The following is a 16,644-nucleotide window of genomic DNA, read 5'->3' as shown; positions in this document are numbered from 1 at the left end:
ATTCCTACTCCTTCGCGAGCTTCAGCAGCCGCTTTCCCGCTTCGTCCAGGGTCGCGTCCTTCTTGCAGAAGGCGAAGCGGACCTGCTGGGCGCCGTCGCGCGGATGGTTGTAGAAGCTGGAGCCGGGCACCACCGCCACCCCGGCCTCTTCCACCAGGTAGCGGGCAAAGGCCACATCGTCCGGGAAGCCGAAGCTGCGGATGTCGGTCATGATGTAGTACGCGCCGCGCGGCACGTAGGCGAGGAAGCCCGCCTGGTGGAGCGCCGCCAGCATCCGCTCCCGCCGCGCCCGGTACGCAGCCGCCAGCTCCTGATAGTACGTCGCCGGCAGAGCCAGCGCCGCAGCGCCGGCCTCCTGCAGCGGTGCGGCTGCACCCACGGTGAGGAAGTCGTGCACTTTGCGGATGGCGCCAGTCAAGTGCGGCGCCGCGACCGCCCAGCCGACCCGCCAGCCGGTGACGCTGTAGGTTTTCGACATCCCGTTGATGGTCACGGTGCGGTCGCGCATGCCCTCCAGCCGCGCGATGGAGATGTGCTCCCGCCCGTCGTACAGGATGTGTTCGTAGATCTCGTCGGTGAGCGCCAGCGCGTCGAACTCCACGCACAGGTCGCGGATGAACTCCAGCTCCGCGTGCGTGAACACCTTGCCGGTGGGATTGTTGGGCGTGTTGACGATGACGGCTTTGGTGCGCTCGTTGAAGGCCGCGCGCAGCTCCTCGCGGTCGAACGTCCATTCGCCCGCAGGATCCTCCGGCGGACGCAGTTTCACGAACCGGGGCTGGGCGCCGGAGAGGATGGCGTCCGGCCCGTAGTTCTCGTAGAAGGGCTCGAAGATTACCACCTCATCGCCCGGGTTGGTCACCGCCATCAGGGAGGCGATCATGGCCTCGGTCGAGCCGCAGCACACCGTGATCTCGCGTTCCGGATCGACCTCCAATCCCTGCCACGCCTGCATCTGCCGCGCAATCGCCTGGCGGAGGCTCTTCGCGCCCCAGGTGATGGCGTATTGGTTGATGTCCGCCGCGATGGCCTGCTGTGCCGCACGCTTCACTTGCTCCGGCGCCGCAAAATCCGGAAATCCCTGCGCCAGGTTCACCGCGCCGTGGAGCATCGCCTGGCGCGTCATCTCGCGGATCACGCTCTCGGTAAACCGCTCCGCTTTCTCGCTGACCATCCGCTTGGTGGAGACCGGACTCTTCGTGGACATGATGGGTCTTGATTACTCCGTCTTCGTGCGCGTTTCCAGCCAGAAGGAGACGCCTTTCGGCGCGACGCCCGCCAGCTCCGGCCGCGACCAGAAGGACTGCAACACTTCCATCACGTCCGGCTCCTTACTGATGAACGCATTGGGCAGCACGATGCTGTAATCCTGGTGCCCCGCAAGCAGGCTGGCCGCCAGCAGATACTGTTCCGAGTAGTACCACTCCGCGCGTTCCGGCATGTAGTCGTACGGCAGGTCGATGTCGTGAACGTGCACCAGCACGCCCGGTTTCAGCCGCGGCAACACGTCGAGAAAGAACACCGTCACATCGGAGTTCATGAAGCTGCGGTGCGAGCCGTCCACGAACAGCATGTCGCCTCGGCCGAGCTCGTCGAAACGCGCCAGTTCCACATCTTCCAGGCCGTGACGGATCACCTCGTCGCACAGGGCGTCGATCTCGGCGCGTGGCCGCGGATCGATCGACGTCACCCGCGTCCCCAGCCCGTGATCGCGGAGGGCGCGGCGCACTACTTTGGTCGAATAGCCCGAGCCGACTTCCATGTAGCGTGCCGGCTTGCGCTGCGCCACCAGCGCATACAGGGCCAGGGTATCCAACCCGTCCAGCCAGTTGTTGATCCAGCAGGGCTCGGTCGAATGCTTCTCCGCTCGGAGAGGAATCTTCACCAGGAACGGCTCCAAGGCGAGGAAACCACGCAGCATCTCACGATAGCGCGCCTTCTCTTGGGAGAACAGCGCGTAGAGCTGCGGGTGCGGAGGCCGACCGTAACCGTAGCGCGGCACCGGCCGCACCGCGTAGTCGAGGAAGATGGGGTAATACCCCTTCAGCAGCCGCGGGATGTTGTACAGCACGTACAGGAACCCGTTGCGGCGCGCGATTCGCTTCAGGGCCCTGGCCATGGCCCAACCTTATAGCAGGCGCGGCCGCAGCCTTGCACCTTCGGCGCGCACCTGCCCGCTCTACGTCCCGCCACCCTTGCCGGGAATGAAGTACACCTCTTCCTTCATCGCTTCCTTGGCGAAACCCTTGCGCTTGAGGATGCCCTTGCCGTTCTCGATCATGTCCGGATGTCCGCAGAGATAGGCGGTCGTCTTCGCCGGATCGAGCTGCCACAGATCGGTGTACTTGCGGATCAGATCATCCACGCGGCCGGTTTCGCCCTTCCATTCCGGGTCCTCCCACGGACGGCTGATGGTGTGCACGGCTTCCAGCCACGGCACTTCGCCGGCGATCTTTTCCGTCTCCCCGCGATAACCCATCTCCCACGACCGGCTGGCTCCGCTCACCAGGAAGAAGCGATGCGGCTCCGGATACTTGCCCTCCTTCCAATCGCGATAGAGCGTCCTCAGGTAGCTGACGTAGGGCGCCATGCCCGTTACCGTGCACAGCAGCAGGTGGCTGGTGCGCCCGCTCTTGAAGTCGATGGTGAAGTGGCCCTTTGCGGCCTTGCGCATCAGCACTTCATCGCCCGGCTGCAGCTTGTAGAGCAGCGGCGTCAGCTCACCCTGCGGCACCAGTTCGAAGAAAAACTCGATCTCCTTCTCGTACGGCGAGGAGACGATGGAGTACGGCCGCTGCACCAGCTTCTGTTCGGTCTGCACGGCCAGCGTGGCGTACTGGCCCGCGGCGAACTTGAATTCGCCGCCCGGATCAACGCGGATGCTCCATAGGTCGGGAGCAAAGTCCTTGCGTTCCAGGATCCGGGGCCGGTAGAACTTGTCGTCGCCAGCAGCCATTCCTGCACCTCGCACCGCGTGAGTTTAAGGCTCCAAAGCTTACCACTAGGCGCAACGCTGGGACTGCCTCAGCCAAGAGCCAAAAGCTAAGAGCTGACTGCTGACCGCTAACCGCCGTCTTCTACCCGTACGGGTAGAAGACGTAGAACAGCAGCGACAGCGCCCCCAGCACCCACATTCCCGAACGCACTTCGCGGCTCCGTCCGGCCACCAGCTTCGCGAAGGGATAGAGCACGAACCCGGCGGTGATCCCGATGCCCAGGTTGTAGGTGAAACTCATGAGTGTGACCACGGCGAACGCCGGGATCAGTTCGGTCAGGTCGCCGAAGTTGATGCGCGTGATAGGCTCCAGCATCAGCAGGCCCACGATGATCAACGCCGGCCCGTAGGCCTGCGGCGGAATGGCCGCGACAAAGGGCGAGAAGAACAGGGTCAACCCGAACAGCCCGGCGGTAATCACCGCAGAAAAGCCCGTGCGCCCGCCCGCTTCCACGCCCGTCGCCGATTCGATGTACGCGCCCGCCGTGGTCGTGCCTGCCGCGGCGGCGAACGTGGTGGCCAGCGCGTCCACCAGCATGGGGCGCTCGATCTGCGGCAGGTCGCCTTCGGCGTCCAGGAAGCCCGCGCGCGCCGCCACCCCGATCAGCGTGCCCATCGTGTCCACGAATGACATCACGAACACCGTCAGCACCACGGCAAAGAAGCCCAGGTCGAGCGCGCCTGCCAGGTCCATCTTCAGGAAGATCGGTTCCAAACTCGGCGGCATGCTCAGCACCTTTTCCGGAGGCGCAGCCACTCCCGCTACGTAGGACACCACGGTGCTTCCCAGGATGCCCAACAGGATGGCGCCCGGGGCGCGGCGGATCATCAGCACCGCCATCAGCAGGAAGCTGAAAACGGAAACCAGCAGAGCGGCCGAGCGCAGGTCGCCGATGTGCACCGGCGCGCCCGGCGTTCCCAGCTTCACGATCCCGCTGACGTTCAGCCCGATGAAGGTCATGAACAGTCCCACACCCACCGCAAAGCTGTAGCGCAGCGTGGGCGGCACGGCGCTCACCAGCCACTGCCGCACCCGCATTACCGTGAGCAGGATGAACAGCACGCCGCCCAGGAACACCGCGCCCAGCGCCGCCTGCCAGGAGAAGTGCAGCAGGCCCACCACGGTGAACGCGATGAACGCGTTCTCGCCCATGTACGGAGCCACCGCGAACGGCCGCCGTGCGTACAGGCCCATCAGCAGCGTGCCGAAGATGGCGGTCAGAATGGTGGCCTCCGCCGAAGGACCCGCCGGAATGCCCGCCGCGCTCAAAATCGCAGGATTCACCACGACGATGTAGGACATCGTCAGAAACGTGGTCACCCCGCCGAGCACCTCGCGGCGGAAGTCCGTGCGGTGTGCTTCGAACTCGAAGTATCTGCGGATGCGGTCGCCGATGGGCGTCTCTCCCCGGGCCGGGAAAATATACCGAAGTGGAAACCGATTCCCCAACACTGAACCCTACCCCCGAGCAGGCCATTCATCTTCATAAGCGGACAATGTCCGCCGTTTGACGTCCCGCTCCTGCGCCGTTTACCTTGCTCGCCCGTGGCCGTGGATCCTCCACATCACGCGCTGGAAAAGCTGAGCGCCGGCGAAATGCGCTTCGAGCGCCTGCGCCGCCGCGTCGGCCTGTGGCTGGCGCCGGCCGCGTTTCTCGCGGTGCTGCTCGCGCCCTTCCCGAATCTTCCGCCCGAGGCGCACCGTCTGGCGGCGGTGATGGTGGCGGTGGTCGTGCTCTGGATGAGCGAGGCACTGCCGCTGCCCGTGACGGCGCTGGCCGGCGCCGCGGCCTGCGTGCTGCTCGAGGTGGCGCCCGCCAAGGACGTGTTCGCTCCCTTCGCCGACCCGTTGATGTTCCTGTTCATCGGCGCCTTCATTCTGGCGCGCGCTCTGTTCGTCCACAACCTGCACCGCAGGCTGGCTTTCGGCGTGCTCTCTCTGCGCTGGGTGGGTGCGCGCCCGGGACGCATCCTGTTCGCCTTCGGCGCGGTCACCGCGTTTTCCTCGGCGTGGATTTCCAACACCGCCACGACTGCCATGATGTTCGCCATCGGCTTGTCCATTCTGGCCTTCCTGTTCGAGTACACGGACGGCGTGGGCGGCGTCTCCGCACGCCGCTATGCCACCGGGCTCATGCTCATGACCTCGTTCGCGGCCTCCATCGGGGGCCTGGCCACGCCCATCGGCACGCCGCCCAACCTCATCGGCCTCAGCTTCATCCGCCAGCTTGCCGGCGTCGAGTTCCCCTTCTTCCGTTGGGTGATGATCGGCGCGCCCGTCGTGCTGCTGCTCTATTTCTTCCTGTTCGCCTACCTGAACTACCTGAGCGGCGCGGGCGTGGCGGAAATCCCCGGCGGCAGCCAAATGCTGCATCGCGAAAAGCAGAAGCTCGGACCCTGGACGCGCGCGCAGAAGTCCACCTTCGCCGCCTTCCTGGTCACCGTGGCCTTGTGGGTCGTTCCCGGTTTCGTGGGCTTGTTCGCCGGTGCGAACAGCCCGGCCTACCGCCTGCTCTCCGAGCGCCTGCCGGAAGCCGTGGCCGCTCTGGTCGGAGCGCTGCTGCTGTTCCTGCTGCCGGGCGACGGCGATCGCCGCGCCATCACCTGGGAAGAAGCGGTAAAGATCGACTGGGGCGTCGTGCTGCTCTACGGGGGCGGCTTTGCGCTGGGTGTGCTCAGCTTCCAGACCGGATTGGCGGAAGCGGTCGGCCGCGGCATCACCGGCCTGCTGCCTCTGCACGGCTCACTCGGCCTGCTCATCGCTTCCACGGTCGCGGCCGTGCTGCTCTCCGAGACCACGTCGAATACCGCCTCTGCGAACATGATCGTTCCGGTCGTCATCGCCATCGCGCGCGCCTCAGGCCTGGACCCGCTCGAGCCCGCGCTCGGCGCGACCTTCGCTGCCAGCCTGGGCTTCATGCTGCCCGTTTCCACCCCGTGCAACGCCATCGTCTACGGCTCGGGGTACATCCCGCTGGGCCGCATGATCCGCTACGGCCTGTTGCTGGACCTGGCCGGTATCGTCGTCATCGTGGCCCTGGTCCACTGGGCGATGCCATTTCTTCGTTAAGAGACAGCTGCGGATTCACCACAGATGAACGCCGATGCAAACCGAAGTGTTCATGCTTGGAAATCCGTGTTATCGGTGCAAATCCTGGGCGGAGTCCTCTTAAGGCAGCGGTTGTAAGACCGCATTCACCAGGAACGGATCGTTGAACTCCGTCTTGTCGCCGGCGCGTTTTCCGGCCACCGGCATCAGGCGCGCGGAAAGAGGCTTCTGCAAGCGCACGGCCATGGTCGCCATGTCGCCGATGATGCGCTCCAGTTGCTCGGCCGTGATCTCGCCCGGTAGCGGGACGGTATCGAGGCCGGTGCCGCACACCGCCGAGTAAGCCAGCAGTTCGTCCACCGTGATGGCGCCTTCGCTCCAGCGCCGGGCCAGCGTTTCGTCCTCCAGCACCGGCAGCATCAGCCCGGAATAACCGGCGCGCTTCACCGGCAGCGAGCGCAGCACGCCGGTGATCACGGCCACGGCGGTCATGGTGCCGCTCGCACCCACGTGGTGGCCGGTGAAGCCTTCGATGGCCGCGCCGATCGAGACCTGTTTCAGCGGCGCGGGCGAAAGATCGAGCCCTCCATACTTCCATCCCGTGCGCAGTTCCACGGTAAGTGCGACCTGCTCGATCTGGTCGGCGTATTGCCCGAGCGCCAGTTCCAGCGCATGCCGTGCCAGTTCCGGGTCCCGCGACGAAGCCAGCGCTTCGGCCACTACGTTGGCTGACTCCAGGCCGATGGCAAACTCGTGTCCTTCGCCGTTGTGATACGCGGCGGGGAAAAACGGCGTGCCCGAGGGGACGCGCGCCGCGGCCGCAAAGTTGAAGTTGGCCTGCGGCGACGTTTCGCTGAGCGACTTGACGATTCGGGCCGCGGCCCGAACTCCTCTCCAGTGCACCCCTTGCTCATCGGCCACCGTGAGGCTGGCATTCAACAGCTTGGTCTGGCGCAGGATGTCCACAAGCAGATCGGCCTGCGCCGCATCGTCCGAGTCCAGCGGCATCGCCGGGCCGATCGCCGGGTCGAACTGCTCGGCGCGCGCCAGCTCGTCGTACTCCTTGAAGAAGGCCAGCGCTTCCTCCCGCGACAGCCCGCGCACATACTCCGGGAAGGGCTGCGTGGCGATGCGCAGCGACTGCACCTCGTATCCCGCCTGCTGGAACGCCTGCCGTGCCTGCCGCAGCATCCCCAGCGCCTCGTGCACCTGGTGCTGGTAACGCGCGCGATCCAGCTTCACGAAAGCGGTGATGGCGCGCACCTTCGGCTTCTCGGCGCCGATTGCCGGCAGCGGTATTGCAACCAGGGCCGCGAGCGCCATGCGTGGCAGTGCGAGCTTCCAACCCCAACCTAGAAATCGAGGACGAGTTTGTTGCATAGATCACCTTCATTGCGCATGAACGTGCTCAGCTTGAGGACGGCCTGCAACCTATCACAATCCCTTCGCCTGCCGGAACTCGCGCACCACGTCTTTCACGTCGCGATGCTCGCCATCCACGGCGTAGTTCAGGCGGCGCATGTCGTCCTCGGTGATGCGGCCCGCCAGTTCGGCCAGAGCGGCGCGCACCTGCGAATGCCGCGCGAGCGTTTCCCTGCGCACGATGGGCACCGCATCGTAGGGCGGGAAGTAATGCCGATCATCCTCCAGCACCACCATGCCCAGCGCGGAGATTACGCCATCGGTGGCGCTGCCCGCGACCATATCCACCTGTCTTTCCTGGAGCGCACGATAGAGCAGTCCCAGGTCCATCACCCGCGGCGGCTCGGCGAAACGCAGGCCGTAGGTGGCGACCAGGCCCTTGTAGCCGTCGGGCCGCTCCAGGAATTCGTAGCCGATGCCTAATCGCCACCGCGGCGCCTGCGCCGCTGATTGCGAGAGCGTGCGCAAATTCAGCCGCTGTGCGTCCTCGCCGCGAATCACCATGGCAAAGGTGTTGTTGAAGCCCAGCGGCTCACCCACTTCCAGGCCGAACTGCTCGCCGTAACCGTGCCGCACGCGCTCCAGCACTTCCGCGCTGGTTCCGTGTGGCTCCTGCTTCAGGATGGCCGAGAGCGCCGTGCCCGTGTATTCGACATACAGATCGAGGCGGCCCGCGAGAATCGCCTGATGGCAGATGTAGCTGCCTGCCAGGTAAAAGCGCCGCTCGACGGGCAGCCCGGTGCGCGCTTCGATGTGCTGCGCCATCAGTTCGCCCAGAACGACTTGCTCGGTGAAGTTCTTCGAGCCGATGACGATGCGCTCTTCGCGCGCGGGGCCGCAGCCCGCGAGTGCAACGAGCGCCAGAAGCGCGATGCATCGCAATCGCTTCATCTGATTCGCGGCCGTCCTCAAGTCATTTCCGAGCGAAGCTAGGAATCCCTACTCGAGTGCGATTGTCGGAGATAGGGATGCTCCGCTTCGCTCAGCATGGCCATGCAGCGCCAATCTCCCTTTCGTTACGCCGCAGGCCGCAAGCGCCGTTCGAGCAATCCCAATCCCTGATCGGCGAGCAAGGCCAGCGCGGCCGCGGGCACCGCTCCGGCCAGGATCAACTGGTTGTTGACGCTGGCCACGCCCCGGAAGATGAACTCGCCCAGGCCGCCCGCGCCGATGGCGGCGGCGATGGTCGCCACGCCCACGCTGATCACCGCCGCCACCCGCACGCCGGCCAGGATGACGCCCAGTGCCAGCGGCAATTCCACCTGCCACAGCACCTGGCCGTCGGTCATGCCCATGCCGCGTGCGGTCTCACGCACTGCCGGGTCCACGCCCATGATGCCGGTGTAGGTGTTGCGGATGATGGGCAGCAGGGCATAGAGCGTCAGCGCGGTGATGGCCAGGCGGTCGGCGCGCGCTCCCAGCCAGGGCAGCGGCAACAAGAAGCCAAACAACGCCAGGCTGGGAATGGTCTGCATGACGTTGGCCGAACCCAGCACCGCACGCCTCAGTCCCGGCACGCGCGTGAGCAAAACACCCAGCGGCAGCCCAATGCCCACCGCCAGCGCCATCGCCGCGCCTACCAGCCACAAGTGCTCCAGGCTCAGGGTGAAGATTTCAGCCCGATACTTCAGCAGGAAGTCGAACATGGGTGGAGAGGGTACTCCGGCCGGGGAGAAAAGACGAGCGGCAATACCCCCTCCCCCTATACCCTGGGTCTTTGAAAACACAGGACTTGCCGGTCGCGGTGTGCGGAGGTCTTTGATTTCAAAGAGCTTAAGTCCTCGGTCTTTGATTCCGAAGGACTTAGCTGTGAATCAATCACAGCAGTTGAATAATAACAAAAAGACAATGGGGTGTCAAGAGATTCTTTGCGCGATGGGCTGATTTCTTGCAAGTTACTGCAGAGGGTCAGCGGACGACAGGAGAGGCGGGAGGGTCGGTGGCTTTCGCTTCTTGCTCCGGAAGCCCTTGCCGAACAGTTCTTCGGTGAGCGCGAGGGAAAACTGCTCAACGACAGTTCAAACCGCTTCCGCCACTACGGCTCCCCAAGACATGGCGTAAGACTAGCAGCTTCAACGACGAGTTCGACAGGGAGCATGTTGCTGACGAAGGATTGCGGCACTTGTGGCCTCCTCCGTGTCGCCCGCTTCACGGGCTGGCCGCATCCTACCTCCACCGGTACCCAGCCCTTACGGGCTGGGCTAATCTGTTCCGGCCCTGCGGGCCTGCGGGTCCCTCGCCCCTCTTGTTCTCATCGCCCCCAAGAAAAAAACTGCTTGACAGGATCTAGGGCGCGCCTCCGTCCACGCCGCGAAACGCCGCCAAGTAGGACACCACCGCTGCATCGGTCGAACGCGTGAACTCCTCCGGCGAGTACAGGCCGAGCAGGCGGCCTTCGTCCACCAGCCCGATGCGCGTTCCGAGCAGCAGCGCTTCGCGCAGGTCGTGGGTGACGAAGACGATGGTCTTGGCCAGGCGGCGCTGCAGAGCGAGGAATTCGCGCTGAATCTCCGCCCGAGTCAGCGGATCGAGCGCGCCGAAGGGCTCGTCCATCAGCAGGATGGGAGGGTCGGCGGCGAGCGCCCGCGCCACGCCCACCCTCTGGCGTTGTCCGCCGGAGAGCTGGTGCGGGTAGCGCGCGCGGAACTGCGCTGGTTCCAGGCCCACCAGTGCCAGGAGTTCTTCCACGCGGGCGCGGCGGCGCTCTTCCGGCCAGCGTTCCAGGCGCGGCACCACTTCCACGTTGCGCTCGACGGTGAAATGGGGAAAGAGGCCGGTCTCCTGGATGACGTAGCCGATGCGACGGCGCAGGGCGATGGCATCCCACTCGCGAGTGGAGCGGCCCTCGACGCGGACCTCGCCCGCGCTCGGCTCCAGCAGCCGATTGATGAGTTTGAGCGCGGTGGTCTTGCCCGATCCGCTGCGGCCCAGCAGCACCAGGGTTTCACCGGCACGCACCTCGAGATTGAGGTCCGCGAGCAGCGTGCGCTCGCCCGCCCGGAAGGAAACCTGGCGGAATTCGACGGCGAGATGGTTCGCACCGGGCACGGCGTCATTGTGCTCCCGGGGGCGATGCATGAGCAATGGTGGCTGCGCTGTGGGAAGGAACGGTACAATCCCGCCAGTCTTTGGGGAATGCGAGGATGGCGAGAGCCGAAGATGCCCTGCCGCCGGGCGGCCTGCGCGGCTTCTGGTGCCTGATTGCAGCGCAGTTCCAGAACGCGTTCAACGACAACGCGTTCAAGAACCTGCTGTTCTTCCTCATCCTGGGGATGAACCTGCCGGCGGCGGAACGCGACCGGCTGGTGCTGGTGCTGGGCATCGTGTTCGCCACCCCGCCCATCCTGTTCTCCATGAGCGGCGGTTTTCTGGCCGACCGCTTCAGCAAGCGCACGGTCGCGCTGGCCACGAAGTTGCTCGAAGTCGGAGTGATGCTGGTGGCGCTGGCAGCCCTGGCGCTGCACAACATCCCCTTATGCCTGGCGGCGCTGTTCCTGATGAGTTCACAGAGCGCGCTGTTCGCGCCTACGAAGTACGGCATCCTGCCTGAGCTGCTGCCGGAGAAGCGGTTGTCGTGGGGCAACGGCGTGCTGGAACTGGGAACGTTCCTGGCCATCCTCGCCGGCATCATCGCCGGGCCGCTGCTGGCGGAGTGGTTCGCGGGACGGCAGGCGTGGTCGGGTGCGCTGCTGCTGGGACTGGCCGTGATCGGGCTGACGTTCGCCACGGGGATCCCGCGCCTCGCCGCTGCCGATCCCGAAAAGAAGTTTCGCGCCAATTTCCTGGCAGAACTATGGGAGCAGATCACGCACATCCGCGGCGACCGCGTGCTGGTGCTGGCGGTGGCCGGCAACACCTACTTCTTCTTCATCGCCGCGCTGTTGCAACTGAACATCCTGCTTTTCGGGAACGACGTGCTGCGGCTGGGCTACGTGGAGAACGGATATCTCTCGGCCGCCATCGCGGTGGGCATCGGCCTGGGCAGTTTGGCGGCCGGCTACCTTTCCGGGAACAAGATCGAGTACGGCCTGGTGCCGCTGGGGTCGCTGGGCATGATGATTTTCGGCGGGGCGCTGGCGTACGGCGGCCACAGCTTCCGCGAAGTGCTGGCACTGTTGGGCCTGCTGGGATTCTTCGCCGGGTTCTTCATCGTTCCCATCAACGCACTGCTGCAGCATCGCCCGGAGGAAGAGCGCCGGGGCGGCGTGATCGCGGCCGCGAACCTGATCTCGTGGATCGCCGTGGGGCTGGCGGCGGCGGCCAACTTCGCCCTCACGCAAGTGGGCCTGGGGCCGCACGAGATCTTCCTGTTCTGTTCGGTGCTGACCCTGGCGACGACCGGGTACGCGATCTTCCTGCTGCCGGACGCGCTGCTGCGCCTGGGACTGGTGCTGCTGACGCACTCCGTCTACCGCATCCGACTGGAGGGACGAGACAACATCCCGGAGAAAGGCGGTGCGCTGTTCGTCTGTAATCACCTGTCATTCGTGGACGCGCTGCTGCTGATGGCGGCCACGGACCGGCGGGTGCGCTTCATCATGTTCAAAGGGATCTACGAGCATCCCATCGTGAAGCCGTTCGCCAGGGTCATGCGGGCCATTCCGATTTCGTCGCAACTGCGGCCGCGGGAGATGATCCGCTCGCTGCGCGCGGCCAGCGACGCCATCCGCGACGGCGAAGTGGTGTGCATCTTCGCCGAAGGACAGATTACGCGCATCGGACACCTGCTGCCCTTCCGCCGGGGATTGGAGATGATCATGAAGGGCATCGAAGCGCCCATTATCCCGGTGCATCTGGACGAGGTGTGGGGCTCGATCTTCAGCTTCGAGCGCGGGCGCTTCCTGTGGAAGGTGCCGCGGCGCGTGCCGTATCCGGTGACGGTGAGCTTCGGCAAGCCGCTGTCGCCCTCGGCGACCCCCATGGAGGTGCGGCAGGCGGTGATGGAGTTGCAGACGGAAGCCTACAAGCATCATCGCGCGCGCATGCGCCCGTTGCACCGCATGTTCCTGCGGCGGGCGCGGTGGCATCCGTTCCGTTTCGCCATGGCCGACGGACGTGTGCCCCACATGAGTTTCGCGACCACGCTCACACAAGCCATGTTCGTAGCCCATCGCCTGGCCGGCGTGTGGAAGGGCCAGGAGATGGTGGGCGTGCTGCTGCCGCCTTCGGTGGGCGGCGCGCTGGTGAACATCGCGGCCTCGTTCCTGGGCAAGATCCCGGTGAACCTGAACTACACGGCGTCCGCAGAGGTGCTGGAGTCGTGCGCGCGGCAGTGCAGCCTGCAGACAGTGATCACCTCGCGGCTCTTCCTGGAGAAAGTGAAGATCGAGGTCCCGACGCGCGCGGTCTTCCTGGAAGACGTGGTGGAGAAGCCGCGGCTACACGAGAAGCTGATGTCGCTGCTGATCGCGTGGACGTTCCCCGAGGAGCTGGTGGAGACGGCGCTAGGCGCAGAGAAACGGACCTCGCTCGACGATCTGGCCACGGTGATCTTCTCCAGCGGTTCGACCGGCGACCCCAAGGGCGTGATGCTCACGCACTTCAACATCGGCTCGAACCTGGAGCAGATCGCGCAGACGTTCGCGCTGCGCCCGAAGGACCGCATCCTTGGCATCCTGCCGTTCTTCCACTCCATGGGGTACACGGTGACGCTATGGCTGCCGGCGACACTGGGTGTGGGAGTGGTGTTCCATCCCAATCCGCTGGACGCCAAAGGCATCAGCGAGCTGGCGCGCGACTACCAGGCCACGTTCCTGGTGGCGACGCCGACGTTCCTGCAGGCCTACATCCGGCGCTGCTCGCCGGAGGACTTCGGCAGCCTGCAGTTCGTGCTGGTGGGGGCGGAGAAGCTGCCGGACCGCGTGGCGATGGCGTTCGAGGACACGTTCGGCCTGCGCCCGCTCGAAGGCTACGGCTGCACCGAATGCGCGCCGGCCGTGGCGGTGAACACGCGCGATTATCGAGCGCCCGGATTCCGCCAGGTGGGCGCCAAGCGGGGGTCGATCGGGCACCCGCTGCCGGGCGTGAGCGTGCGCATCGTGCATCCGGAAACGCAGGAGCCGGTGCCGATCGGGCAACCGGGGCTGCTGCTGGTGCGCGGTCCCAACGTGATGACGGGCTACCTGGGACGCCCGGAGAAGACCGCGGAGGTGCTGCGCGGCGGCTGGTACAACACCGGCGACATCGCCTCCATGGACCTGGACGGATTCCTGATCGTGTCGGACCGGTTGAGCCGCTTCTCCAAAATTGCCGGCGAGATGGTGCCGCATGTGAAGATCGAGGAGAAGCTGCAGGAGATAGCCGATATCACCGAGCAGGTGTTCGCCGTGACCTGCGTTCCGGACGATAAGAAAGGCGAGCGGCTCATCGTGCTGCACACCCTGCCCGAGGAGAAGCTGGAGCCGGTACTGGAACAGTTCGCCAACTGTGAGCTGCCGCCGCTGTGGAAACCCAAGCCCGGTCAGTTCTTCCACGTCGACAACATCCCCTATCTCGGGACGGGGAAGCTGGATTTGCGGAAGCTGAAAGACGTGGCCCAGAAGCTGGCGGCGGCGAGCGGGGAGACGGCGGTTGAATCAATCAATCAGTGAATCATTGAAAAGCCTGCGCCCACCAGCGGAGCTTCTCGCGAAGCCCTGGCCGCCGGGAGCGCATCACTTCTCGGTGCGGGCAATGGTGATGACGGTCTTGGAGTCCTGGCGTGCGATGGCGACCGTGATGAAGCCGTCCTTGGTGTCGGCCATGAGCGACTGCGTGTCGCCATCCTGGGCCATGATGCGGGCCTTGGGGAACTCCTCCTTGTAGAACTCCATCACCTTCTCGGGATCGTCGTCGGTTTCGAAAACGCCGCTCGCGACCTTCATGCCGCCGAACTCGACTGAACTGGAGCCGCCGGGCTTCGCGGTGGCGCCGGGATAGATAGCGACGCCCAGGGACTCTTCGGCCTTCTCGACGTCCTGATGAGTTTCCACGGTGCCGAAGGGTGTTTCCACACGGGTCTCAGCGCCGCTGGTCTCGATGCGGGCCTGCTGCGCAATGCGGTAGGCGCCGTAGCTGACAGCGCCGACCACCACCATGCCGATGACGAAGAAGACGCCCAGCACGATAAGAACGATCTTGAGGCCGCTGCCGGACTTTGACGGCGCATCGCCGGGAGCGGTAGTTGCAGGCGCAGCAGCAACCGGCACGGCTCCTTCGACCTTCTTGCCGCAACTGGTACAGAAGCCGGCGGCATCAGGGATATTCGCTCCGCAGGATGTGCAGAAGGCCATGAGGCACCTCGGGTGAAGGGAGAGTATAACGCGGAGTGGCGATGAAGGATTTGCTCATTGAACCATTTCTTCATTGAATTCATTGAAAGACAAAGCCCAAAGACGCCGGTGTTCGACGGGTCCGGTAGAATACGGCGCTATGTCGAGGACACGGACTTTCATGATCTGTGCGGCAGTGCTGGGTCTGCTGACGGCGAACGGCGTCGCGCATGACTTGTGGCTGGTGGCTGAAAAGCGCGGGGGTGAAAAGCGCGTATGCGCGCGCATCGGAGAGCACTTTCCTGCGTCCATGAACGCGGTGACGGCGGACCGCGTGGAGCGCTTCCAGGTAAAGGCCGGTGGCGGCGTTCGGCCGCTTGAGGGCACGAAGCGCGGCAAGCAGTTCTGCGCGCCGGGAGGACCGGAGGCCGGAGTGGCGGAGATGATCGTGGCGCCGCGCTACATCCGCCTGGCAGCGAAGGACTTCAACGGCTACATCGAGGGCGAAGGATTCAAGGACGTGATCCGGGCCCGCGCAGAGAGCGGCAAGAGCGCGAGCGAAGGCCGCGAACTGTACTCGCGTTACGCCAAGCTGCTGGTAGGCGCCGCCGGAACGGCGGCGAGCGAGGCTTTGGGGCATGCGCTGGAGATCGTGCCGGAGAAAGACCCGGCGACGCTCGCCAAAGACGAGCCGCTCGCGGTGCGGGTGTTGTTTCTGGGCAAGCCGCTGGGCGGGGTACGAGTAAGCGCGATGTATGCGGGCGCGGTCGTGAAAGGCCACGAATTCCCGGTGACCGCGGAAACAGACACCAACGGACGCGCCCAGTTGAAGCTGGACCGTCCGGGGCTGTGGTATGCGCGGCTCATCCACATGGTCGAGGCGCAGGGTGATCCGGAGATCGACTGGCGGAGCTTTTTCGCGACGCTGACGTTTGAAGTGCCGAAATGACGGTTTCAAGTTTCGAGCTGCAAGTTTCCAGATCTCCGGCTGCCAGCCGTCACACGCAATGAAAATTCTCGTGTCGAAGACGGGTGCGGTTTCGGTGCGGGAGCAGATCATCGAGCAGGTGCGGGTGGCGATCGGCGCGGGAGAGCTGGAGCCGGGCGATGCGCTGCCCAGCGTACGCGAGCTGGCGAAGCAGCTCGGCATCCACCACAACACCGTGAGCCATGCCTACCGGCACTTGGCGCAGCGGGGTTGGGTGGTCATGAAGCCGGGCGCAGGCGTGTTCGTCAACCTGCCCGACGAGCACACGGCGCTGGAGCAGGCGCGCGACCTCGACGAACTGATCAACGCCTTTCTGGCGTTCGCGCGCGAGCGCGGCTACAAGCTGCAGGAGATTCGCGAGCGGGTGCGGGCGCGGATGGCCGAGCAGCCGCCGGACCACTATCTGGTAGTGGAAGAAGACCGGGCGCTGGCACAGATCATCGCGCACGACCTGGCGGAAGCGACCGGGTCGCCAGCCAGCGCGTGCACTCCGCAGGAATTGCAGGCCACGCCGGGGCTGGCCCTCGGAGCGGTGCTGGCCGTGCCCGTGCATGCGCTGCAAAAGTTTCCGGATGTGTATCCCAGGCGCTCGGCGCCGGTACCGGTGGAATTCCCGCGAGCGAAGGAGTTTGTGGAACGGGTGCGGGCGCTGGACGAGCCCTCGGTCATCGCCATCGCATCCGAGAGCATGGAGTTCATTGAGGCGGCGCGGGGGCTGGCCGCGTCCGCCGCGGGAAGAAAGCACGAGATCGTGGAGTGCCTGCTGGGACCGAAGGATGCGCCGCCCGAAGCTGCGGACCTGGTGATCTGCGACTCGCGCACGCGGGCGCGAGTGAAAGCGCGCAACGTCATGGTGGTGACGACGCTTTCGAAGAAGTCGCTGGCGGCATTACGGGATGCGCTGCCGGGGAAGGCTTAGCCACAGAGGCACAGGGGCAGA

At 65.2% G+C, this 16,644-nt stretch carries 13 protein-coding genes; 4 read left to right on the top strand and 9 right to left on the bottom strand.

Translation table 11 applies throughout. The annotated features are described in order from the left end of the window. Positions 1-4 precede the first annotated feature (4 nt). The 4 genes from VNK82_00830 to VNK82_00815 all read right to left on the bottom strand — a co-directional run bounded on the left by VNK82_00830 (position 5) and on the right by VNK82_00815 (position 4,328). Positions 5-1,207, bottom strand: coding sequence for an aminotransferase class I/II-fold pyridoxal phosphate-dependent enzyme (locus tag VNK82_00830; GenBank protein ID HXE89486.1), 1,203 nt, complete (start codon positions 1,205-1,207; stop codon positions 5-7). Positions 1,208-1,219: 12 nt separating this feature from the next. Next, positions 1,220-2,119, bottom strand: coding sequence for a class I SAM-dependent methyltransferase (locus tag VNK82_00825; protein ID HXE89485.1), 900 nt, complete (start codon positions 2,117-2,119; stop codon positions 1,220-1,222). Positions 2,120-2,179: 60 nt separating this feature from the next. Continuing rightward, positions 2,180-2,956 carry an FAD-binding oxidoreductase gene (locus tag VNK82_00820; protein HXE89484.1) on the bottom strand — a complete coding sequence of 259 codons (777 nt, stop codon included), beginning with the start codon at positions 2,954-2,956 and terminating at the stop codon, positions 2,180-2,182. Positions 2,957-3,077: 121 nt separating this feature from the next. After that, positions 3,078-4,328 (bottom strand): NCS2 family permease, encoded by a 1,251-nt coding sequence (locus tag VNK82_00815; GenBank protein ID HXE89483.1) that lies wholly within the window; start codon positions 4,326-4,328, stop codon positions 3,078-3,080. A gap of 219 nt (positions 4,329-4,547) precedes the next feature. On the opposite strand from VNK82_00815, the gene VNK82_00810 reads away from it, so the two are divergent. Further along, entirely contained in the window at positions 4,548-6,065 is a 1,518-nt protein-coding gene (locus VNK82_00810; GenBank protein ID HXE89482.1) for a DASS family sodium-coupled anion symporter, read from the top strand. A 99-nt stretch (positions 6,066-6,164) separates the two neighbouring features. Here VNK82_00810 and VNK82_00805 read toward each other — a convergent pair whose 3' ends face one another. From VNK82_00805 to VNK82_00790, 4 genes are all read right to left on the bottom strand, one after another. After that, positions 6,165-7,367 carry a DUF711 family protein gene (locus VNK82_00805; GenBank protein ID HXE89481.1) on the bottom strand — a complete coding sequence of 401 codons (1,203 nt, stop codon included), beginning with the start codon at positions 7,365-7,367 and terminating at the stop codon, positions 6,165-6,167. A 111-nt stretch (positions 7,368-7,478) separates the two neighbouring features. Then, positions 7,479-8,357, bottom strand: coding sequence for a glycine betaine ABC transporter substrate-binding protein (locus VNK82_00800; protein ID HXE89480.1), 879 nt, complete (start codon positions 8,355-8,357; stop codon positions 7,479-7,481). 125 nt (positions 8,358-8,482) lie between these two features. Next, positions 8,483-9,112 carry an ABC transporter permease gene (locus VNK82_00795; GenBank protein ID HXE89479.1) on the bottom strand — a complete coding sequence of 210 codons (630 nt, stop codon included), beginning with the start codon at positions 9,110-9,112 and terminating at the stop codon, positions 8,483-8,485. 640 nt (positions 9,113-9,752) lie between these two features. Continuing rightward, positions 9,753-10,544, bottom strand: coding sequence for an ATP-binding cassette domain-containing protein (locus VNK82_00790; protein ID HXE89478.1), 792 nt, complete (start codon positions 10,542-10,544; stop codon positions 9,753-9,755). A 65-nt stretch (positions 10,545-10,609) separates the two neighbouring features. Between VNK82_00790 and VNK82_00785 the strand changes: the two genes are divergently transcribed. Beyond that, the gene (locus VNK82_00785; protein HXE89477.1) at positions 10,610-14,056 is read left to right on the top strand and encodes an acyl-[ACP]--phospholipid O-acyltransferase; all 3,447 of its coding nucleotides are present in this window, start codon (positions 10,610-10,612) and stop codon (positions 14,054-14,056) included. A 63-nt stretch (positions 14,057-14,119) separates the two neighbouring features. Here the strand turns inward: VNK82_00785 and VNK82_00780 are convergent, their stop codons facing one another. Further along, positions 14,120-14,737 carry a zinc ribbon domain-containing protein gene (locus VNK82_00780; GenBank protein HXE89476.1) on the bottom strand — a complete coding sequence of 206 codons (618 nt, stop codon included), beginning with the start codon at positions 14,735-14,737 and terminating at the stop codon, positions 14,120-14,122. 160 nt (positions 14,738-14,897) lie between these two features. Between VNK82_00780 and VNK82_00775 the strand changes: the two genes are divergently transcribed. Together VNK82_00775 and VNK82_00770 are read left to right on the top strand one after the other, a co-directional pair. Then, positions 14,898-15,665: a DUF4198 domain-containing protein gene (locus tag VNK82_00775; protein HXE89475.1), complete on the top strand. Its 768-nt coding sequence runs from the start codon at positions 14,898-14,900 to the stop codon at positions 15,663-15,665. Between the two features lie 58 nt (positions 15,666-15,723). After that, positions 15,724-16,623 carry a GntR family transcriptional regulator gene (locus VNK82_00770; protein HXE89474.1) on the top strand — a complete coding sequence of 300 codons (900 nt, stop codon included), beginning with the start codon at positions 15,724-15,726 and terminating at the stop codon, positions 16,621-16,623. The last annotated feature ends 21 nt before the right edge of the window (positions 16,624-16,644 follow it).

The sequence above is a fragment of the Terriglobales bacterium genome, from assembly GCA_035573675.1.
GTDB lineage: Bacteria > Acidobacteriota > Terriglobia > Terriglobales > Acidobacteriaceae > DATMAB01.
The sequence above is the reverse complement of the archived record's forward strand: the minus strand, read 5'-3'. Positions and strand labels throughout refer to the sequence as shown.

Excerpts from the sequence above, each read along its gene's own strand:
- VNK82_00780 (HXE89476.1), bottom strand. The coding sequence starts at position 14,737 with ATGGCCTTCTGCACATCCTGCGGAGCGAATATCCCTGATGCCGCCGGC.
- VNK82_00830 (HXE89486.1), bottom strand. The coding sequence starts at position 1,207 with ATGTCCACGAAGAGTCCGGTCTCCACCAAGCGGATGGTCAGCGAGAAA.
- VNK82_00785 (HXE89477.1), top strand. The coding sequence starts at position 10,610 with ATGGCGAGAGCCGAAGATGCCCTGCCGCCGGGCGGCCTGCGCGGCTTC.
- VNK82_00825 (HXE89485.1), bottom strand. The coding sequence starts at position 2,119 with ATGGCCAGGGCCCTGAAGCGAATCGCGCGCCGCAACGGGTTCCTGTAC.
- VNK82_00770 (HXE89474.1), top strand. The coding sequence starts at position 15,724 with ATGAAAATTCTCGTGTCGAAGACGGGTGCGGTTTCGGTGCGGGAGCAG.
- VNK82_00795 (HXE89479.1), bottom strand. The coding sequence starts at position 9,112 with ATGTTCGACTTCCTGCTGAAGTATCGGGCTGAAATCTTCACCCTGAGC.
- VNK82_00800 (HXE89480.1), bottom strand. The coding sequence starts at position 8,357 with ATGAAGCGATTGCGATGCATCGCGCTTCTGGCGCTCGTTGCACTCGCG.
- VNK82_00790 (HXE89478.1), bottom strand. The coding sequence starts at position 10,544 with ATGCATCGCCCCCGGGAGCACAATGACGCCGTGCCCGGTGCGAACCAT.
- VNK82_00820 (HXE89484.1), bottom strand. The coding sequence starts at position 2,956 with ATGGCTGCTGGCGACGACAAGTTCTACCGGCCCCGGATCCTGGAACGC.
- VNK82_00805 (HXE89481.1), bottom strand. The coding sequence starts at position 7,367 with ATGGCGCTCGCGGCCCTGGTTGCAATACCGCTGCCGGCAATCGGCGCC.
- VNK82_00775 (HXE89475.1), top strand. The coding sequence starts at position 14,898 with ATGATCTGTGCGGCAGTGCTGGGTCTGCTGACGGCGAACGGCGTCGCG.